The following is a 16,157-nucleotide window of genomic DNA, read 5'->3' on the forward strand; positions in this document are numbered from 1 at the left end:
CATCGTCTTGGAGGCAGGGTCAATGCGGGAGACAAAGCCCAGAATTTGCGGTCGGCGTCAATGAACAGACCGCAGGGCCAAGCAAGAGCTCTGCGCCTTCATGGCCTGAGCGAGGGAGCGTGGGCCAAATCCGCTTGGTTCGGGACGAACCGAGGCGATGCATTCCCCTAACGTAGGGGGAGGTTGATCCTTACCGTCAATCCAGAGGCGTCGAAGGCGGTTTCCAGACTCCCTCCTAGCTGACCCTTCACCTGCCCCGAAATCAGCGCCAGGCCGAACCCAGATTCCAATGGCGGCGACACCACTGGTCCGCCGCTCTCGCGCCAAGTCATCGCGAAAATGCCGCCATCGAGCTCCCAGCTGATCCGGACGAGGCCGGTGGCGGCGGAAAGCGCACCGTATTTCACAGCATTGGTGAACAGCTCGTGCAGCACCATTCCGAGCGGCAGAGCATGGTCAGGCCCAAGACGCACGTGCTGGCCTGCGGCCTCAATGCGGGTGCCGTCATGCGCCTGAGCCTCGACCTCGATCAGGTCCCTCACTTCGACATGGTCCCAGTATGCGCTCGACATCAGGGCATAGGCGCGAGACATGCCGTGAAGCCGCCCGACAAGCTGTTCCACGAACATCTCGGGCGTAGATGCCCTGCGATGCGTAGCGGTTACCACGCTGATCACTACGGCCAGCATGTTCTTCACACGATGGTTCAACTCTTCGATCAGAATACGTTGCTGCGCCTCCGCCTGAGCCAGGACGCTGATGTCGACGAAGGTCGAAACCACGCCATGGAAGGCGTCCTTCTCGTCGATGTAGGGAGCCAGCCGCACCAGAAAGTGGCTCTGCCCGTCGCGCGACACTGTCCGGTGGTCGATGGTCTCCCGCATGCGGAACACGGTTTCCACATGGTCCTGAAGTTCGGGATAGTCGAGCGCACTTACCAGATCGGTCAGGGGCCTGCCCAGATCGCTGCTCCGGAGGTTGAAGATGCGGGATGCGGCCGGGGTGTATTCCCGGATTGCGAGCTTTCCATCAAGAAAGATGGTGGCGACTTGAGTGGCGGCAAAGAGGTTCTTCAGATCCGCGTTCGCCCGATCGAGCTGCTCGACGTTCTGTTGCAGTTCCGCGTTGATCGTCGACAGTTCCTCGTTCAGCGACTGTGCCTCCTCCTTCGAGGCCTCAAGTTCCTCGTTGGTCGACTGGCCTTCTTCGTTAACCGACAGCAGCTCTTCGTTGGATGCCTTCAGTTCCTCCAGCGCGGTCTCGTATTCCTCAACCGTGGACTGGAGGCGCTCGCGGATCTCACGAAGGTCGCGTTCGTTAGCCTCACGCCTTTCGATTTCTTCCGACGGCGATCCGTTCGGCTCGGGGGCGGGGGCAAGCTGGATCGGCGCGAAGACGACGAGAAACAGCGGCGGCTCGCTTCCCGATCTTGCCAAGGGCTCCACACTGAGTTGGATTATGTCCCTCTGACTTGGATCCTTGTCCAGCAGCAGGACGCGTCGCTCTACCCGCCGGCCGCTGTCCATCACCTTCTGGAGCGCGACCCGCAGATCCAATCGGAGGTCGGGTCGAACCGTGTCCATCAACTGGCGCGTGGGCGTGCCGCGCGGCATCTCGAGATAGCGAGCCGTGTGGGAGGAGAAATAGACGATGTCGCCGCTCTGCGAGACGACCACATGGGCCGGGGCGTAGCTTTCAAGAACGTGGGTCTCGACCCGCTGGCGGAGGTTGAAGCGGGAGGTTTCTGCCGCTTGCCTTTCTGATGGTCGTCCTCTTGGCAGGCGGTCCGACAGGTCAAGCGACAAGGTGCGGAGCTTTGAGGTAGCTTCTCGGCTCTGGAAGATGCGCTTCGCCTTGTCCACCGGGGTGAACAGCTCGCCGAACCTGCTGGCACTCTCTGCCATGCCCAGAAACAGGTAGCCGCCCGGCTTCAACGCATAGTGGAAGGTCGGGATGACGCGATCCTGAAGATCAGCCCCGAGGTAGATCAGCAGGTTGCGGCAGGAGATGAGGTCCATGCGCGAGAATGGTGGGTCGCTCGTGACGCTGTGCATCGAGAAGATGCACATCTCTCGCACCTCCTTGCAGACGATCACACCGCCGCTGTCCTGCCGAAAGTGCCTCTGGACAACCTCAGGATCGATGCTGGCCACGAAAGGGTAGGGGTATCGACCTGCCCGGGCAATCGAAAGCGCGGCCTCATCGATATCCGTGGCGAATACCTGCACGCGCGGAACATCGTGAAGGCTCGCCAGCGCCTCGCGCATCAGGATGGCGATCGAATAGACTTCCTCTCCGGTGGCGCAGCCCGGAACCCAGATCCGGATCGTCTGATCGGCGCCCCTGCCCTCGAGCAGGCGCGGCAGCACCTGCGTCCTCAGCGCTTCGAACGCGAGAGGATCACGGAAGAACCCGGTGACGTTGATCAGCAGATCGCGAAACAGCAGTGCCCGCTCGGATGGCTCGGCGCGAAGATGTTCGATATAGGCCTCGACCTCCTCCAGGTGCAGCACCTGCATCCGCCGGGCAACGCGGCGAAAAAAGGTCTTGCTCTTGTAGCCGGAGAAGTCGTGCCCGGAATGGTTGCGCAGCAGCCGCGAGATCTCCTGCTGCGGCTGTTGGTGTGACTTGCCCGGCTCGTCCGCGGCGAGGACGGGATGGAGCGAAGCGACCCCGTTGCGAATATCCTGCAGCCGGTCGAACATTTGCTCGACAGGAAGCGGGAAGTCCACAAAGCCGCTGGCGATGGCATTGTTGGGCATTTCGGGATTGCCCGGCGCGGTCCCGTCGGCGACCTGTGCCATGGTGATCCCGCCGTGCTGCTTGATGGCCTTGATCCCGAGCGTGCCATCGGAGTCGCCACCGGACATGATGATGCCAGCGGCGTTTTCCCCCTGATCTTCCGCCAGCGAACTGAGAAAGACATCCACCGGTTTCCGCTCTCGGTTCACCGGATCAAGAGCGGTCAGCCGCAGGCAACCGTCCGAGATGGTGATGATTCGGCCCTCCGGCATGATGTGGACGGTGTTCGGCAAGACCTTGCTGCCGTCCTCTGCAACGGAGACCGGAAGCTGCGACTGGCGCGAAACAACATCGGCGAGCAGACTCTTCCTGTCGGGGCTGAGGTGAGTCACGACGACAAAGGCCATCCCGCTGTCAGGAGGTATCCGGCTGAAGAACCCTCCCAGCGCGGCAATCCCACCAGCCGACGCGCCGATGCCCACGATAAGAAGGTCGTTCAATTACTGCCCCTAACTGTGCCAACTTTGGAAACGGTAGAAAGAAGTTTTGGTTCCTGCCTAGGGCGGCTTCTTTTCTACTGGAACAGCCGGGTCTGACATCTGCGCGCGTTTGAAGCAAGCAGGCGCCCTCGTCGAGCCTCAATTGTCGCGGCTCATGCCGAAGCACCTGAAAGGCTTATGCTCCAGCAGCACGAAAACAGCGCTTTCGGCAGGCCGGGTTGGGCTATGACCCGGCATTCCCTCGGGAGCGGCCCGGCCGTAGCGCGCGTCCGTGGGGGACCACGCGCGTTCGAGAATTATGTTCCTGCGCGAATGTTTCCCAAGCAGCGAGGTTGCCCGGCGCGAGGCACGTAGCCACGGGTGGGGTTGCTCTGGCATAGGGCCGCTCTGCCCGCCGCGACGAGCGACGTGAGCAAGCGGTATCTCGGGTGCTCCGGCTCTTGCCGTCAATACATCGCGGCGTGGAGCGTGATCTCCACCGGCTCCCCGGGTGTGATCCGGGCGCTGCCGCGCGCCAGCAGCCAGCCATCCTCACGCTCCAGCCGCGCAACGATCCGGGTGTTCGGCGATACAGCCGAACCGGTCAGCGCTGGGAGGAGGAAGTCCAGTGCTTCCGACTTGCCCTCGCTGGCCACTCGTGTGCTCGCCGGCTGCGCACTTTCCTCACCCGCCGGATCGAGAGTGATCTCGATCTGCCCTCTCGGAATGACCGCCCCCCCCTCAAAGGCGACAGTGCCGCGAATGTCTTCGGCTGCGGATACCATGCCTGCGACCGCAACGGCCATTGCAGCGCCCGCAGCAAGGACTATCGCATGGCGATCATGACGCTTCATCGGGTGCTCCTTGAATGTCAGGCGACGACAGACGCCCCACGTCGCGTCGCCCAAGCTGTGACGGGCAAGCGCTTGAACGCGCCTGCCCGCACCGTCTCAGATGAGGTAGAAGTCCCGGGCCGAGAGGGCAAGGTCGGCCTCCAGGCGGGCAAAGCGGATAGCGTCGGCGTCTCCCGAACCATCAACATCGAATGACAGGAACCCGCTGTCAGTGTCATAGAGGATGCGGTCGTTGGCATCCTGCGCAATCCCCGAGGCGCTCTTGTGGAACGCGCCGAAGGTCAGGGCTCCCGGCTCGCCGATCCCGGTAAAGATCTCGCTCACCAGGAGGATCTGGTCGTCGCCCACATCGAAATCCTGCAGTCGGTCAACATTGCCGTTGCCGAGCGCTGTGGAGAAGCGGAACGAGTCCTCGCCCGCGCCACCAATCAGCACGTCGGCGGCCAACCCGCCGTCAAGCATGTCGCTGCCGCCACCGCCAACCAGCCGGTCAGCGCCTGCCTCGCCTGGCTGGACCGGTGCGGGCGGGAACTCCACCGAGACGTTGAGCTTGTAGCTGGACCCCTCCGGCACCTCCTCGGCCCAGCCGTCATCCGGAGCGGTGGGCGACCAACTGCCCTCGACGATGTAGTAGGCGCCTGTCTCCTCAACGGTGAAGACGGTGCTTGAGTCGCGGCTCGAGCTCGAGCCGGGGTCGCCGCCGCCATCGTCATTCTCGGCCACGATCTCGCCGTCGCTGTTCAACAACCTGACCCAGCTGTCATGCACATTTTCATCGGCGATCCCGTCGATATCGATCGAGATCACAGTGCCCGCCGCAAGCTCGAGCCGATAGTAACCGCCCTGGCCGTTCCCGGTCGCGGTGACGGTCGTGTGCAAGGATGTCGTCGAGTCGAAGATGTCCGGATCGGCGGTGAGCGAGAAGTTGTCCGAGATGTCGAAGGCGGTCTCGATCGAGTTGTTCGCAGCATCCGGCCCAAGCGTGGCATAGCCTGTCCCCATGCCCGGAGCAGGCGGCGCCTCGCCCTGATCGGCGAAGTCGCCGAAGAGCGTGTCGTCACCACCGCCGCCCCGCAGCGTGTCGGCCCCGCCTTGCCCGACCAGCACGTTGGCCGCGCTGTTGCCAATCAGGCGGTCGTCGAAGCCCGATCCGGCGAGGTTTTCGATCGATGTGTAGATGTCGCCCTCGGACTCCCCGTTGGCGAGGTTCAGGTCGACCCCACTGCCCGCGTCGCTGTAGTCGGCCGTGTCGCTACCCGCCCCACCGCGCAGCATGTCGGCCCCGCCGCCGCCTGTAAGGGTGTCGTCTCCCGCACCGCCCGCGAGCGTGTTTGCCTTGCCATCGCCGATGATCTGATCATCCTGGGCAGACCCGACGGCATTCTCGAAGCCGGCGAGGATGTCGTGGCGGATGACCGTGCCGCGCCCGACGATCTGCACGGGACCATCGGCGTCGCCGCCTCGGGCGCTGCCATCGGCGAGATCGATCCGTACCCCGGCCGAACTGTCCGCATAGACCACGGTATCGATGCCCGCGCCGCCGTCCAGGTAATCCTGCCCGGAGCCGCCGATGATCGTGTCGTTGCCGCCCTCGCCATAGAGGATGTCGCCGTCGGCGCCGCCGTCCAGAATGTCAGCGCCGCCGCGACCGTTGAAGTAGTCGCCGCCGCCGCGCCCCCAGAAATGGTTGGCGTCGGAGGTGCCGATAAAGCGGTCGATGCGGTCATCCGAGCCGATCAGGTTTTCGATGCTGTCGAAGGTGTCGCCCGACGCAGTGCCGCCATTGGCGACATTGGTCTCGAGGTTGACGAGCAACTGGAACGGGCTCTCCTGACCGAAGTCGACGGTGTCGACGCCCGCGCCGCCACGGAACACATCAATGCCGTCCTGACCGCGCAGGACATCGTCGCCAGCACCGCCGTCGAGCGTATCGTCCCCCGCGCCGCCGTTGATCGTATCGTTGCCGGCGCCGCCATAGAGGGCGTCGTTGCCATCGTCGCTCTCGGTCTGGTCCTCCAGATCCTCGACCGCGATGGTGTTGTTGATGTCGCGGCTGGCCAGCGAGTCGCGGCCGCCGATGATCAGGTCATCACCGCCCCGACCGAGGATCGTATCGCCCGCTGCACCGCCGTCGAGCGTCTCGTTGCCCGCATCGCCGACAAGAATGCTGGTCAGCGCGCCACCGCCGCCGGGCAGCGTTTCGTCGCCCCCGTCATCCGTTGGAGTCGGTGACCCCTCGGCGTAGATGATGGACTCGACATTCGCGATCTCGCCAAGGTCCAGACCCGCGGTCAGCACGATGACCGTGTCCGTCCCACCATCCGCGGTCTCGCGCACGATGTCGTCGGCGGAATCGACGAAGTAGGTATCGTCCCCTCCGAACCCGGCCATGCGGTCGGCACCACCGCGCCCGTCCAGCACGTTGCTGCCGCCGTTGCCGATGAGGATGTCGTCATGGCTGCTGCCGATGCCGTTCTCCACATAGTATTCCGTCGGGTCGGCATTGTGCCCGGCAAAGATCGATACGTTGTTGCTGTGGCCGTTCACGCTGGAAAACTGCCCGGCGCGCAGATCGAGGATCGTGCCTGCGGTGGAGCCAGAGAAGTCGACCGTGTCCGTCCCGCCGGTGTCATGGATCACAAATCCGATGTCGGCCTGAAGACCTGAAGAGGTCAGTTCATAGCCATAGACCGTGCTGTTGAAGCCATAGACGTCGTCGCCAGTGTTCAGGTTGATGGTCTGATATGTCCGCACCCCGTCGTCGTCGACGGCGGAGAAAAATCGACGGATCACCGCCTCGATATCAGCGGTCAGAGGTGTCGAAGGAGACCAGCGGCTGGTTTCGCCGACGTCGATCCCATCGAAATAGGACATGACGCTGTATTGCTGGCGATCATAGATCCATGTTGCATTGTTGAGGTAATTGATCTGGACGCCGCCGGGGCCGCTGTAGTTATAGAGGCCGGGGTGATTCAGGCCAAATTCGTGCCCGAATTCGTGAACGAAGGAGTCGAATACATAACCGCCAATGTCGGTCTTGTCCGGCTCGGTATCATGAAAGCGTTGCCCGATGCTGACATAGCGATTGGCTGAAAACGCGCTGCCATCGCTTGGCTCCCCCAGTTCGGGGCTTACCACCTCCATCCAGTCGGTTGTCTCATCGAAAGGCGCATCATCGACGATTTCGAACTGCAGCGGCGTGACCGAGGCCCAGGTCTGTAAGGCGCCAACCGCAGCCGCCTTGTAATCCGGATGATCATTGAGGTCCTGAAGGTTGATTCTCAGCGGTTCAGCAGCGATTTCGGGCGTCAAGCTTCGGTTCAGATCACCGAGATAATCCAGGAAAGCGTCATAATCTTCACTTTTGCCAAATGGATTATCCGGCATCTGATCGTTAACCCACCATTGGTCGTTGGCTGAAGAAGGCATTTTTATCTTCCCTGATCTGGTGACGACGAGAATTTGGTTCAAACACGCAAACTCCGGGTTTGCATCGCCTTTCTGGCTATGCTGCCCCGCACCCGCCTTGTGTTTGATGAGGTGAGTCACGCAAGTCTACAGGCGGTTCGTCAAGTTTTTCAACGCCATGCGCCAACTTCCGGAAATACCGGTGGATTTCGGCTTGTCAGACGCTGCGCAAGATAAGCAACGACTGTCGGGATTCCTAAAAAGCAAAAAGCGCCTGCCTCTCTAAGCGGCTGACGGTCATGATAAAATGATCCACCCAAGACGGCGCGGCTCGCCGATGCTGGTCATCGTAATGCGTAGATCATGTGTGGTGGGCCACCACGGTAGGGGCGGATTTGGGTCGATCTCGACCAGCAGAGTCGAGATGACCTGGTTTTCCGGCACCAAAGCGAGCGTGCCTCGGACCCTACGCAACGGGCGGTCGAGTGCGACAGCCCGAAGTGATCGAGGCTTCCGGTGACGCTGGTATGCGCGGGGTTGTTCGCAGAGGGCGGGGGCGGCGCGCCCGGCTGAACTGCAGCCACGGCCCTGCGGCCAGCGTCAGTTCAACCAGGGCGGATGCGATCCGGAGGCTGCAAAACATGGTGCTCATCCTTTGGGAACGCTTGCGGGCCGTCACAGCAGCGGCATGCCGATGATCTCGATACCGTTGGCGGCACAGGCTGCGGTGAGGGATTCAGCCGTTGCGGCATCCGGCATCACAAAGGGCGGCAGCCAGTCCGCGCCGGTCTGGCGCGATACCGCCCTCACCATGGTCTCGAAGTCTGCGCCACGGGTGATCGTGAGACATTGCGCGCCTTCCTCGCTTTCGACGCGGAAATGATGGGGGATGCCCTTCGGCGCCAGCACCGTCTCGCCGGCGCCCGCCACGAGGCTCTGCTCGCCGATGCGAAAGCGCATCCGCCCCTTGATGACATGGAAGACTTCGTCCTCGGTGCGGTGAATGTGCAGGGGCGGGGCTTCGCCGCAGGGCATCCAGTGCTCGATCACGCTCATGCCGTCGGCCCCTTGATGCGACGCTACGCGGATCGCGACGCGCGTATTTCCGAACCAGAGATGCGAGGTCTCGGCTGTTTCGGTGGATATGGCAGTGACAGAATTCATCGTCTCTCGTTCCTTATTTTTGCATGGATGGGATTGGACCTGCTGGAATTTGGTCGTGGGGGGACGATAAGCTGGCGCCGAATGACGGGCTTCCTAAATGCTTGCTAAGTGCAGCTCTGCTTTCCTAAATGTTCCCTAACCAATTTCCTGCGAGGGCCGGACGCGATGATCATCCCTGCCGTGATCGCCCAGTTCATCCAGGGACCGGTGCTGACCTCGCTTGCGACCCGCGACGCCGAGAACCGACCGATGATCGGGCGCGGCTCAGGCGGGCACAGCCTGATCGCCCCCGGCCGGTTGGAAGTGGCCATATCGGGCAGGCTCTGGCCCGAGACGGTCGCCAACCTGCGCAACAACAGCGCGCTCTCCGTCACCTTCGTCGACCCGGAAAGCTATCATGCCTTTCAACTGAAGGGCCGGGCGACACTGCGCGCCGCCGATGCGCGCGACTGCGACCGTGCCGAAGCCTATGTCGCGCAGCTTCGTCAACGTCTCGTCAGTTTCGGAGTCGAACACTCGGCAGTCGATTTCTGGCTGACGGCGCGTGAGATCGTCATGGCCACGCTGGATGTGGAACGCATCTTCGAGCAGACGCCGGGCCCTCGGGCGGGACAGGTGGTGACATGAGCCTGCGGCTGGGCGACCTTCGCGACTGCTTCGAGGGGGTGATCCCGTCGATCATTGCCACCACCTCCGCCGATGGCGTGCCCAATGTCTCGTATCTCAGCCATCTCGAGGAGATTGACGATCATCACATCGCGCTGTCGAACCAGTTCTTCGGCAAGACCGCCCGCAACCTGCGCGACAATCCCCAAGCTTGCGTCATTCTGGTAGACGCGGCCAGCGGGCGGCAGGTCCGGCTGGCCGTGACCTGGCTGCGCGACGAGGCCGAGGGGCCGCTGTTCGAGGCGATGACCGCAAGCCTCCGCGCATCGAGTGCTCAGGTCGGGATGGCCGATGTCATGCGCCTTGCCAGTGTGGCGGTCTTCCAAGTGGACGACATCACCGTCATTCCCCATCCCGAGGGAGTGGAGCCCGAACCGACGCCACCGCCACGCCCGAGCCTTGCGCTGGCCGCCGAAGCTGTCACCCGCATCGCCGCCGAAACCGAAACGGCGGGGATCGTCGAGACCGCGCTCGATGGCGCCTGCAAGCTCCTCGACGCGCCCGCGGCCATCCTGTTCCAACTCGATCCCGGACGCGAGATGCTGGTGACACTCGCCAGCCGCGGCTATCCCCGAACCGGGGTAGGATCGGAAGTTGCAGTGGGCCAAGGCATCGCGGGCGCGGCCGCGGCGCTTGGGCGGCCGGTGCGGGTCAGCGACATGAGCCGGCTGCGTCGCTTCGGGTCGGCGATCCGCGACACCTCCTCGACCGAGGAGGAAACTCGCACCATTCCCCTGCCGGGCATGACCGAGGCGCAAAGCCAGCTCGCCGTGCCGATGTATGTCAAGGGAACGCTTTACGGGATCCTTTTTGCTGAAAGTCCCAGGCGCCTCGCCTTTCGCAGGGACGATGCTGCGGCCCTTTCCTTGATCGGGAATCACGCGGCGGCTACGCTTCTGATTGGCGAAGTCATGGCAGACGAAGCGGTGGCAGCCCCGTTGAAGGCAGCAGCCAAGCTGCCGACGGCCAGCTTCCGCGTCGTTCACCACGTCTTCGACGACAGTGTCTTCATCGACAACGACTACGTGATCCGCGGCGTCGCCGGGCGGCTGCTGGTCTATCTGCTTGAACGCTATCTCATCGGAGGCCGCGTGGAATTCTCGAACCGCGAAATTCGGCTGGCCCCAGAACTCCGCTTGCCGGATTTCAAGGACAATCTCGAAACCCGACTCCTGCTTCTGCGGGAGCGGCTCGAGGAAAAATGCTGCCCCGTGCGTCTGGTCCGCGTGGGCAGGGGCCTCGTCCGTCTCCAGCTGTCACGCCGCCCCGAAATCGAGCGCGCGCCGTAAACATCCGAGGTGATCCCCGAGCCCCAATGTCTGGTCTGGGAGATACGCACTGCAGCATCCCGAAGCTGTCGCGTGGCGTAATGAACTGACCCACCGCTTAGCTCGTCAGATCTACCTGTGCCCGACCCACCCACGATCGTCGGTAAAGGCGCGCGCGCCAGAGATTTGTGCGGGGCCGTAGCCGTCTGGCAAACTGTCCAGGGGCTCAAGCGGTCGGAGAGAGGCGACGAAGAGGATATTGGTTCGGCCGCGCGCGCTTACCCGGCCCTGAACGGCCTCGATGTGTGGATAGAATTCCCGCAGGATCGCTTGGACGCCGCGCGCGAGGGGACCGTCGGGTGTATCCAGAAGGTTCACATAGATCGGCCCATCGACGATCTCCCGCAGGCGGGCGAAGGTCTCACGCGTGACCAGATGCGCCGGGACCGAGCCGGAGGAGAACGCATCCATTACGGCGGCGTCAAAACGTCGTTCTGTTTCGTTCAGGAAGACCCGCCCGTCGGCATGAACGATGCCAAGCCGACCGTCTGCGCCGTCATCTTCGGATGCGTCATAGCCAGCCAGCCCGATCATTTGCGCTGCGCTCGGCATGTGCATGCGCACCACCTTCGTCACCAGAGGGTCGATCTCGACGGCCACCGCCTGCGCCTTCGGGCGCGAGGCGAGCAGCTTTGTCGGCAGCGTGTAACCGCCGCCACCGACGAACAGAACCGATGCCTCCAGCCCCAGATCGCGATCCATGCGCGCCCAGAGCCACTCGGTGTAGCTCAGGACAAGCCCGGCCATGCCATCTTCGGCCTCTAACTGCGTGATCCGCTCGGCTGCCTGCAATGTGCCGTCCGAAACGAGGCGGACTTCCGGGCCCGACTGGACGACGTGCAAGCAGGACAGACCGGATTCGTATTGGCAGGCCGGAGATCCAGCGAGGCCAGCAAAGCCGACAAAAGCCGCCGCCGCGATGGTCACGCCGGGCGTCCCCGGCTGGCCGCCGCGAACGAAGGGTAGGCAGAGCAGCGCCACTGCCCCGCAGGCGGCGAAGGTCGCTGTCGAGCCAATCAAAGGCAAGGTCACGAACCCGGCGAGGACGGCTCCAAAGATCGCCCCGACCGACCCTGCAGCGAGCACGAGGCCCAGTGACGATCCCTCTCGTCCCGGGCGCGCTTCCATTGCGAGTTTCGCAAGCAAAGGTGACGGCAGAGTCACATAGACAGATGCCGGAAAGAATACGAGGAATACGCTGAGTATCATTCCCCCGGTGCCACGTGTGCCCCAGGCATGGAGCAGGCCGAGCAGCGTTGGCGACACTGCCATCAGCACCGCCGTCGCAACAAGCGCGTTGCGGACACTGCGAAATGCGACGGCGCGCGGCCGTTCCGCCACGACCCCGCCAAGGGCGCTGCCCAGGGAAAACCCACCCAGAACCGTCGCGATCACGGTCGTCCAGGTCAGCAGTGAGGTGCCAAAGAAAGGCGCGAGCACGCGACCCGCGGCGATCTCGTAGGTCAAGCCCACGGCGGAGAGAACGAGAATGAGGGCGATGGTGACTGAAAAGCGGATGGCGGCCTCCTTGTCGCATTCAGGGGCAGATGAGCGATGCTGCCCTGGCAAGACGCCATGAAATAGCGAGCTTTCCCTGAAAGTCATGTCTGCCCGGGACAAAGCGCCGGCCCACTTTTTTCCGGTGACCAGATGGGCCTGGCAAGCAACAACGTGCCGCGCAATGCACGAGTGGCCGGTCGGGTGAAGCTGCGGCGCGCTGGCGTCCCATGAGAGCCTCAACTGGGCACAGAGACACAGTTACCAGCTTGACCTACTGTCACAAAACCGGCAGCAGCGCACAATGCCTCCCCTGCCGTGGGTGGCCGGATCGAGCAAACTGCAGTGCAGGCTCGCGGCTGGACCAAGCGCGTGGGGCCGAATGCTGTGTTTCCGCGGTGTTGAAACAGCGTCATCCTGCAGCGGCAAGAGTGTGATCGCGTGGAAGCGCGATGTCCATTGCCAGCAGCAGGAAGGACAGCGTCTTGCCATGGGAGTCCAGGCACAGAGCGGTGTTCACGCCGCCTTCCAGAGCGTCCTCGATCACGAAGTTCATAGCGGCCATGCCGGGCATCAGATAGCGGCGCACGGTGCTCGCTCCCTTGTGGGCGAACAGCTCAAGCACCCGCGCCTCCGTCACCTGATCGACCAGCAGATCCCAGTCGGCGGGGTCATAGGCGATGACGCTGGCGTTCAGCCGGTTGCCCTTGTCGCCGGTGCGGCCATGGGCCAGACGATGCAGCGGAACACGTGTCATGGCCGGGCCTCCTGCAGGAATTCGAAGCCTGAGCGTACCTTGTCACGGGCGATCATCCGGCTGCGGGTCACGAAGCGCGGCGAGATATGGATGCGCGCCCCGCCGCCTCCCGCAGGGCCGCAGCAGTAGAGGGCGCCGACCTCCTGGCAGGCGGCCCGCACCGTGTTCTCGTCGCCGCCGAAGGCGAAATGGGCGCGGAAGTCGCCGTCCGCGGGCCCGCTCTGGCGCTGGCGCAGGGTGCCGCCATCGTCGTCGAAGACGCTCACTGTGCCGAGGATGTCGGCACGCAGCCGCGGGGTCAGGCCGCGCAGGGCCAGCCGCTCGCGGATCGTGCGGATCGCGAGCTCGGCCCGCGCCCTTGCATTGGGGCCGGCATAGGAAATCCCCGCTTCGCCCAGCCATTCCCCCGGATAGCTGACCGTCGCCTTCAGCCGCGCCGGGGCCGGGTGGCCGCGCGCGCCGCTGACCTGAACGCGGTCGGGGCCGAGCTGCGCCAGCCTTACCCCGGTCACGTCGAGCGTGACATCGGGCGTCAGATAGGCGGCGGGATCGTGGATCTCGTAGAGCAGCTGCTCCTTGACGGTCGCAAGGTCGATCCGCCCGCCGCTGCCCGGCGCCTTGCCCAGCACCGCCGAGCCGTCCGCCGCGACCTCGGCGATGGGAAAGCCGAGGCTCGCCATCCCGGCCACGTCCTTGAAGCCGGGATCGGCGAAATAGCCGCCCGAGACCTGGCTGCCGCATTCCAGCAGATGGCCGATCATCGTGCCCGCCGCGATCCGGTCCAGATCGTCCCAGTCCCAGCCGAAATGCGCGACCAGCGGGCCGAGGGCCAGCGCCGGGTCCGCCACGCGCCCGGTGACCACGACCTGCGCTCCTGCCCGGATCGCCTCGGCGATGCTGCGCGCACCCAGATAGACGTTGATCGCGATCGGCGCGCTCTCGGGGTCGGGCAGGCCCGCGTCGCCTTCCCAGAGTTCGCTCTCGGCAAAGGCCGGATTGCCCAGCATGTCGTCACCGCTGATCACCGCGATCCGCGGCGACAAGCCGTGACCGTGCGCCAGATCCGCCACCGCCCGCGCGGCAGCCTGCGGGTTCGCGGCGCCGAAATTGCCGACGATGGTGATGCCCGCCTGAAGCGCCGGGGCAAGAATTGGGGCGAGGAACTGTGGCAGCAGCGGCTCGTAGCCACGGTCCGGATCGGCGTGACGCGCGACCTGACCCAGCGCCAGGGTGCGTTCGCCGAGCGTCTCGAAGATGATCGCCCCGCCGCGCCCCGCCGCGGCGATGGCCTCAACCACCGGAATGGCGGCATCCACCCGGTCCCCCGAGAATCCGGCACCGCTGCCGATCAGAAAGCTGTCCTGCATTGCTGCATTGTCCTTGTCGCTTTGGAGAGCCATGGCGTCAGACCGCGCCCGCGCGCTGGCGGCGGCCGAAATTCCAGCCGCCCGCCAGCAGCCCGAGCGCCAACACCGGCCCGAGGGGATGCGGCCAGATCGCAAGCGCGATGCTGCCCGCGAAGATCGCGGCGTCCAGAACGCGCTGCCCCGTGATCCGGGTGCCCGAGAGCAGCCCCGGGATCGCCAGCACCAGCACCAGCCCAGAGATCGCCGCCTCGACGATGGCGAGAGGCCCGCCCTGCATGATCATCCCGGGATAGAGCAGCAGCATGAAGGGCACGACATAGGTCACCGCCCCCAGCCGCACCGCTTCGCCCGCGGCGCTCGTCCAAGAGGTCTGGGCGATGCCCGCGCCGACGAAGACCGCGACGCAGACCGGCGGCGTGATGACCGAGATGGTCGCGAAGTAGAAGACGAAGAGATGCGCCGCCAGCGGGTCGACCCCGACCGCAGTCATCGCCGGCGCCAGAACGGCGGCGACCAGCACATAGGCCGCCGTGGTGGGCAGGCCCATCCCCATGATCAGGCAGACGAAGCCGACGATCACCGCCACCAGAGCCACATTGTCGCCCGCCAGCGTCACGATCATAGAGGACAGCGTGACGCCGATGCCCGTGAGGTTGATCATCGACACCAGCACCTGCGCGCCCGCCAGCAGCACGCCGATGATCACCAGCCCCTTGCCGGCGTCGACCAGCCCCTCGACGATCTTCCCGGCCATTGTGCGGGGCGGCATCTGGCCTGCCTGGGTCACGACGAAGGCAACCAGAAGACCCATGATACCGTAGAAGGCCGAGGTCGCGACCGACCGCCCGAGCCAGATGCCGAGACCGAGCCCGCCGAGCGCCGTCACGATCGGCAGCACGCGGCGCGGCGCGGCGATCACCCGCCACGGCGGAAGTTCGTCCTCAGGAACGGTCGCGAGGCCGCGGCGCACCGCCACCAGATGCACGGTGACGAAGACGGCGAGATAGAACAGCAGCGCCGGGATGATCGCCGCCACCATGATCGTGACGTAGGGCACGCCGAGGATCTCGGCCATGACAAAGGCTGCAGCTCCCATGATCGGCGGCGCAAGCTGCCCGCCGGTGGAGGCCACGGCCTCGACCGCGGCAGCGAAGGGGCGCGGATAGCCGAGGCGGATCATCATCGGGATGGTGAAATTGCCGGTGGTGGCGACATTGGCCACCGCCGAGCCGGAGATCATGCCGAAGAGCCCGCTGGCGATGGTGGCGATCTTGGCAGCACCCCCGGGCTGACGCCCGCCGAGCCGCATCGCCAGATCCATGAAGGCCTGACCGCCGCCCGAATGCAGCAGCAGAGCGCCGAACAGCACGAAGGCCGCGATGACCGTTGCGGCGACGCCGGTCAGCATGCCCCAGATGCCCAGATCGCCGAGAAACACCGTCTCGGTCACGAACTGGATGTCGAAGCCCCTGTGCCCCAGCGCCCCCGGGATGCTCCCGCCGAAGAGCGCATAGCCCAGACCCAACACGACCAGCGTCGGAAAGATCATCCCGACCGTGCGGCGCCCCAGCTCCAGCACCGCCACCAGAAGGCCTGTGGTCAGCGCGACGTCAAGCGTGCTGGCCCAGGGCAGCGCGCCCATGATCGTCTCGTAGTTCCAGACGATATAGCCGCAGGCCGCCAGTGAGGCGGCGGTTAGCGCCAGATCGACCGCCAGCCCCAAGGGGCGCCAGCCTGTACCGGCGCCCAGAGGATAGAGGGCGAAGCCCAGTGTGGTGACCAGGCCCAGAAACAGCGCCCGCTGCTGCAGCCCCTCGAAGGCACCCGCGGCAGCCGTCCAGAAGACGAACAGCCCCAGAAGCAGCGCCAGCGCCTGTTGAACCCGGCCAAGCATG

At 64.5% G+C, this 16,157-nt stretch carries 10 protein-coding genes; 2 read left to right on the forward strand and 8 right to left on the reverse strand.

Annotated features, from left to right (window positions below; translation table 11 throughout):
- Positions 1-167 precede the first annotated feature (167 nt).
- The 4 genes from AC3A5Z_RS12325 to AC3A5Z_RS12340 form a co-directional block, all read right to left on the reverse strand.
- Positions 168-3,242: a CheR family methyltransferase gene (locus tag AC3A5Z_RS12325; RefSeq protein ID WP_487519639.1), complete on the reverse strand. Its 3,075-nt coding sequence runs from the start codon at positions 3,240-3,242 to the stop codon at positions 168-170.
- Positions 3,243-3,688: 446 nt separating this feature from the next.
- On the reverse strand, positions 3,689-4,075 hold the full coding sequence (locus AC3A5Z_RS12330) for a hypothetical protein (protein ID WP_487519640.1): 387 nt from the start codon (positions 4,073-4,075) through the stop codon (positions 3,689-3,691).
- A 96-nt stretch (positions 4,076-4,171) separates the two neighbouring features.
- Complete coding sequence (locus AC3A5Z_RS12335; RefSeq protein WP_487519641.1) at positions 4,172-7,624, reverse strand: M10 family metallopeptidase C-terminal domain-containing protein; 3,453 nt, start codon at positions 7,622-7,624, stop codon at positions 4,172-4,174.
- A 534-nt stretch (positions 7,625-8,158) separates the two neighbouring features.
- Entirely contained in the window at positions 8,159-8,539 is a 381-nt protein-coding gene (locus tag AC3A5Z_RS12340; protein WP_487519642.1) for a cupin domain-containing protein, read from the reverse strand.
- A gap of 273 nt (positions 8,540-8,812) precedes the next feature.
- Here AC3A5Z_RS12340 and AC3A5Z_RS12345 point away from each other — a divergent pair, with 273 nt between their 5' ends.
- The gene (locus tag AC3A5Z_RS12345; RefSeq protein ID WP_487519643.1) at positions 8,813-9,274 is read left to right on the forward strand and encodes a pyridoxamine 5'-phosphate oxidase family protein; all 462 of its coding nucleotides are present in this window, start codon (positions 8,813-8,815) and stop codon (positions 9,272-9,274) included.
- A complete protein-coding gene (locus tag AC3A5Z_RS12350) occupies positions 9,271-10,602 on the forward strand; it encodes a GAF domain-containing protein (protein WP_487519644.1) in 1,332 nt (443 codons plus the stop codon). The genes AC3A5Z_RS12345 and AC3A5Z_RS12350 overlap by 4 nt, the downstream gene beginning before the upstream one ends.
- 111 nt (positions 10,603-10,713) lie before the next feature.
- On the opposite strand, the gene AC3A5Z_RS12355 is transcribed toward AC3A5Z_RS12350, so the two are convergent.
- The 4 genes from AC3A5Z_RS12355 to AC3A5Z_RS12370 all read right to left on the reverse strand — a co-directional run bounded on the left by AC3A5Z_RS12355 (position 10,714) and on the right by AC3A5Z_RS12370 (position 16,156).
- Positions 10,714-12,246, reverse strand: coding sequence for a fused MFS/spermidine synthase (locus tag AC3A5Z_RS12355; RefSeq protein ID WP_487519645.1), 1,533 nt, complete (start codon positions 12,244-12,246; stop codon positions 10,714-10,716).
- Positions 12,247-12,550: 304 nt separating this feature from the next.
- A complete protein-coding gene (locus AC3A5Z_RS12360; protein ID WP_487519646.1) occupies positions 12,551-12,895 on the reverse strand; it encodes an AtuA-related protein in 345 nt (114 codons plus the stop codon).
- Positions 12,892-14,262, reverse strand: coding sequence for an acyclic terpene utilization AtuA family protein (locus AC3A5Z_RS12365; protein WP_487519647.1), 1,371 nt, complete (start codon positions 14,260-14,262; stop codon positions 12,892-12,894). The genes AC3A5Z_RS12360 and AC3A5Z_RS12365 overlap by 4 nt, the downstream gene beginning before the upstream one ends.
- A 37-nt stretch (positions 14,263-14,299) precedes the next feature.
- The gene (locus AC3A5Z_RS12370; protein WP_487519648.1) at positions 14,300-16,156 is read right to left on the reverse strand and encodes a TRAP transporter permease; all 1,857 of its coding nucleotides are present in this window, start codon (positions 16,154-16,156) and stop codon (positions 14,300-14,302) included.
- Position 16,157 lies beyond the last annotated feature (1 nt).

Source organism: Cereibacter sp. Soil_C_27 (genome assembly GCF_057657095.1).

Coding starts and splice junctions, on each gene's coding strand:
- AC3A5Z_RS12350 (WP_487519644.1), top strand. CDS start 9,271: ATGAGCCTGCGGCTGGGCGACCTTCGCGACTGCTTCGAGGGGGTGATC.
- AC3A5Z_RS12345 (WP_487519643.1), top strand. CDS start 8,813: ATGATCATCCCTGCCGTGATCGCCCAGTTCATCCAGGGACCGGTGCTG.
- AC3A5Z_RS12370 (WP_487519648.1), bottom strand. CDS start 16,156: ATGCTTGGCCGGGTTCAACAGGCGCTGGCGCTGCTTCTGGGGCTGTTC.
- AC3A5Z_RS12340 (WP_487519642.1), bottom strand. CDS start 8,539: ATGAGCGTGATCGAGCACTGGATGCCCTGCGGCGAAGCCCCGCCCCTG.
- AC3A5Z_RS12360 (WP_487519646.1), bottom strand. CDS start 12,895: ATGACACGTGTTCCGCTGCATCGTCTGGCCCATGGCCGCACCGGCGAC.
- AC3A5Z_RS12355 (WP_487519645.1), bottom strand. CDS start 12,246: ATGACTTTCAGGGAAAGCTCGCTATTTCATGGCGTCTTGCCAGGGCAG.
- AC3A5Z_RS12365 (WP_487519647.1), bottom strand. CDS start 14,262: ATGCAGGACAGCTTTCTGATCGGCAGCGGTGCCGGATTCTCGGGGGAC.
- AC3A5Z_RS12330 (WP_487519640.1), bottom strand. CDS start 4,075: ATGAAGCGTCATGATCGCCATGCGATAGTCCTTGCTGCGGGCGCTGCA.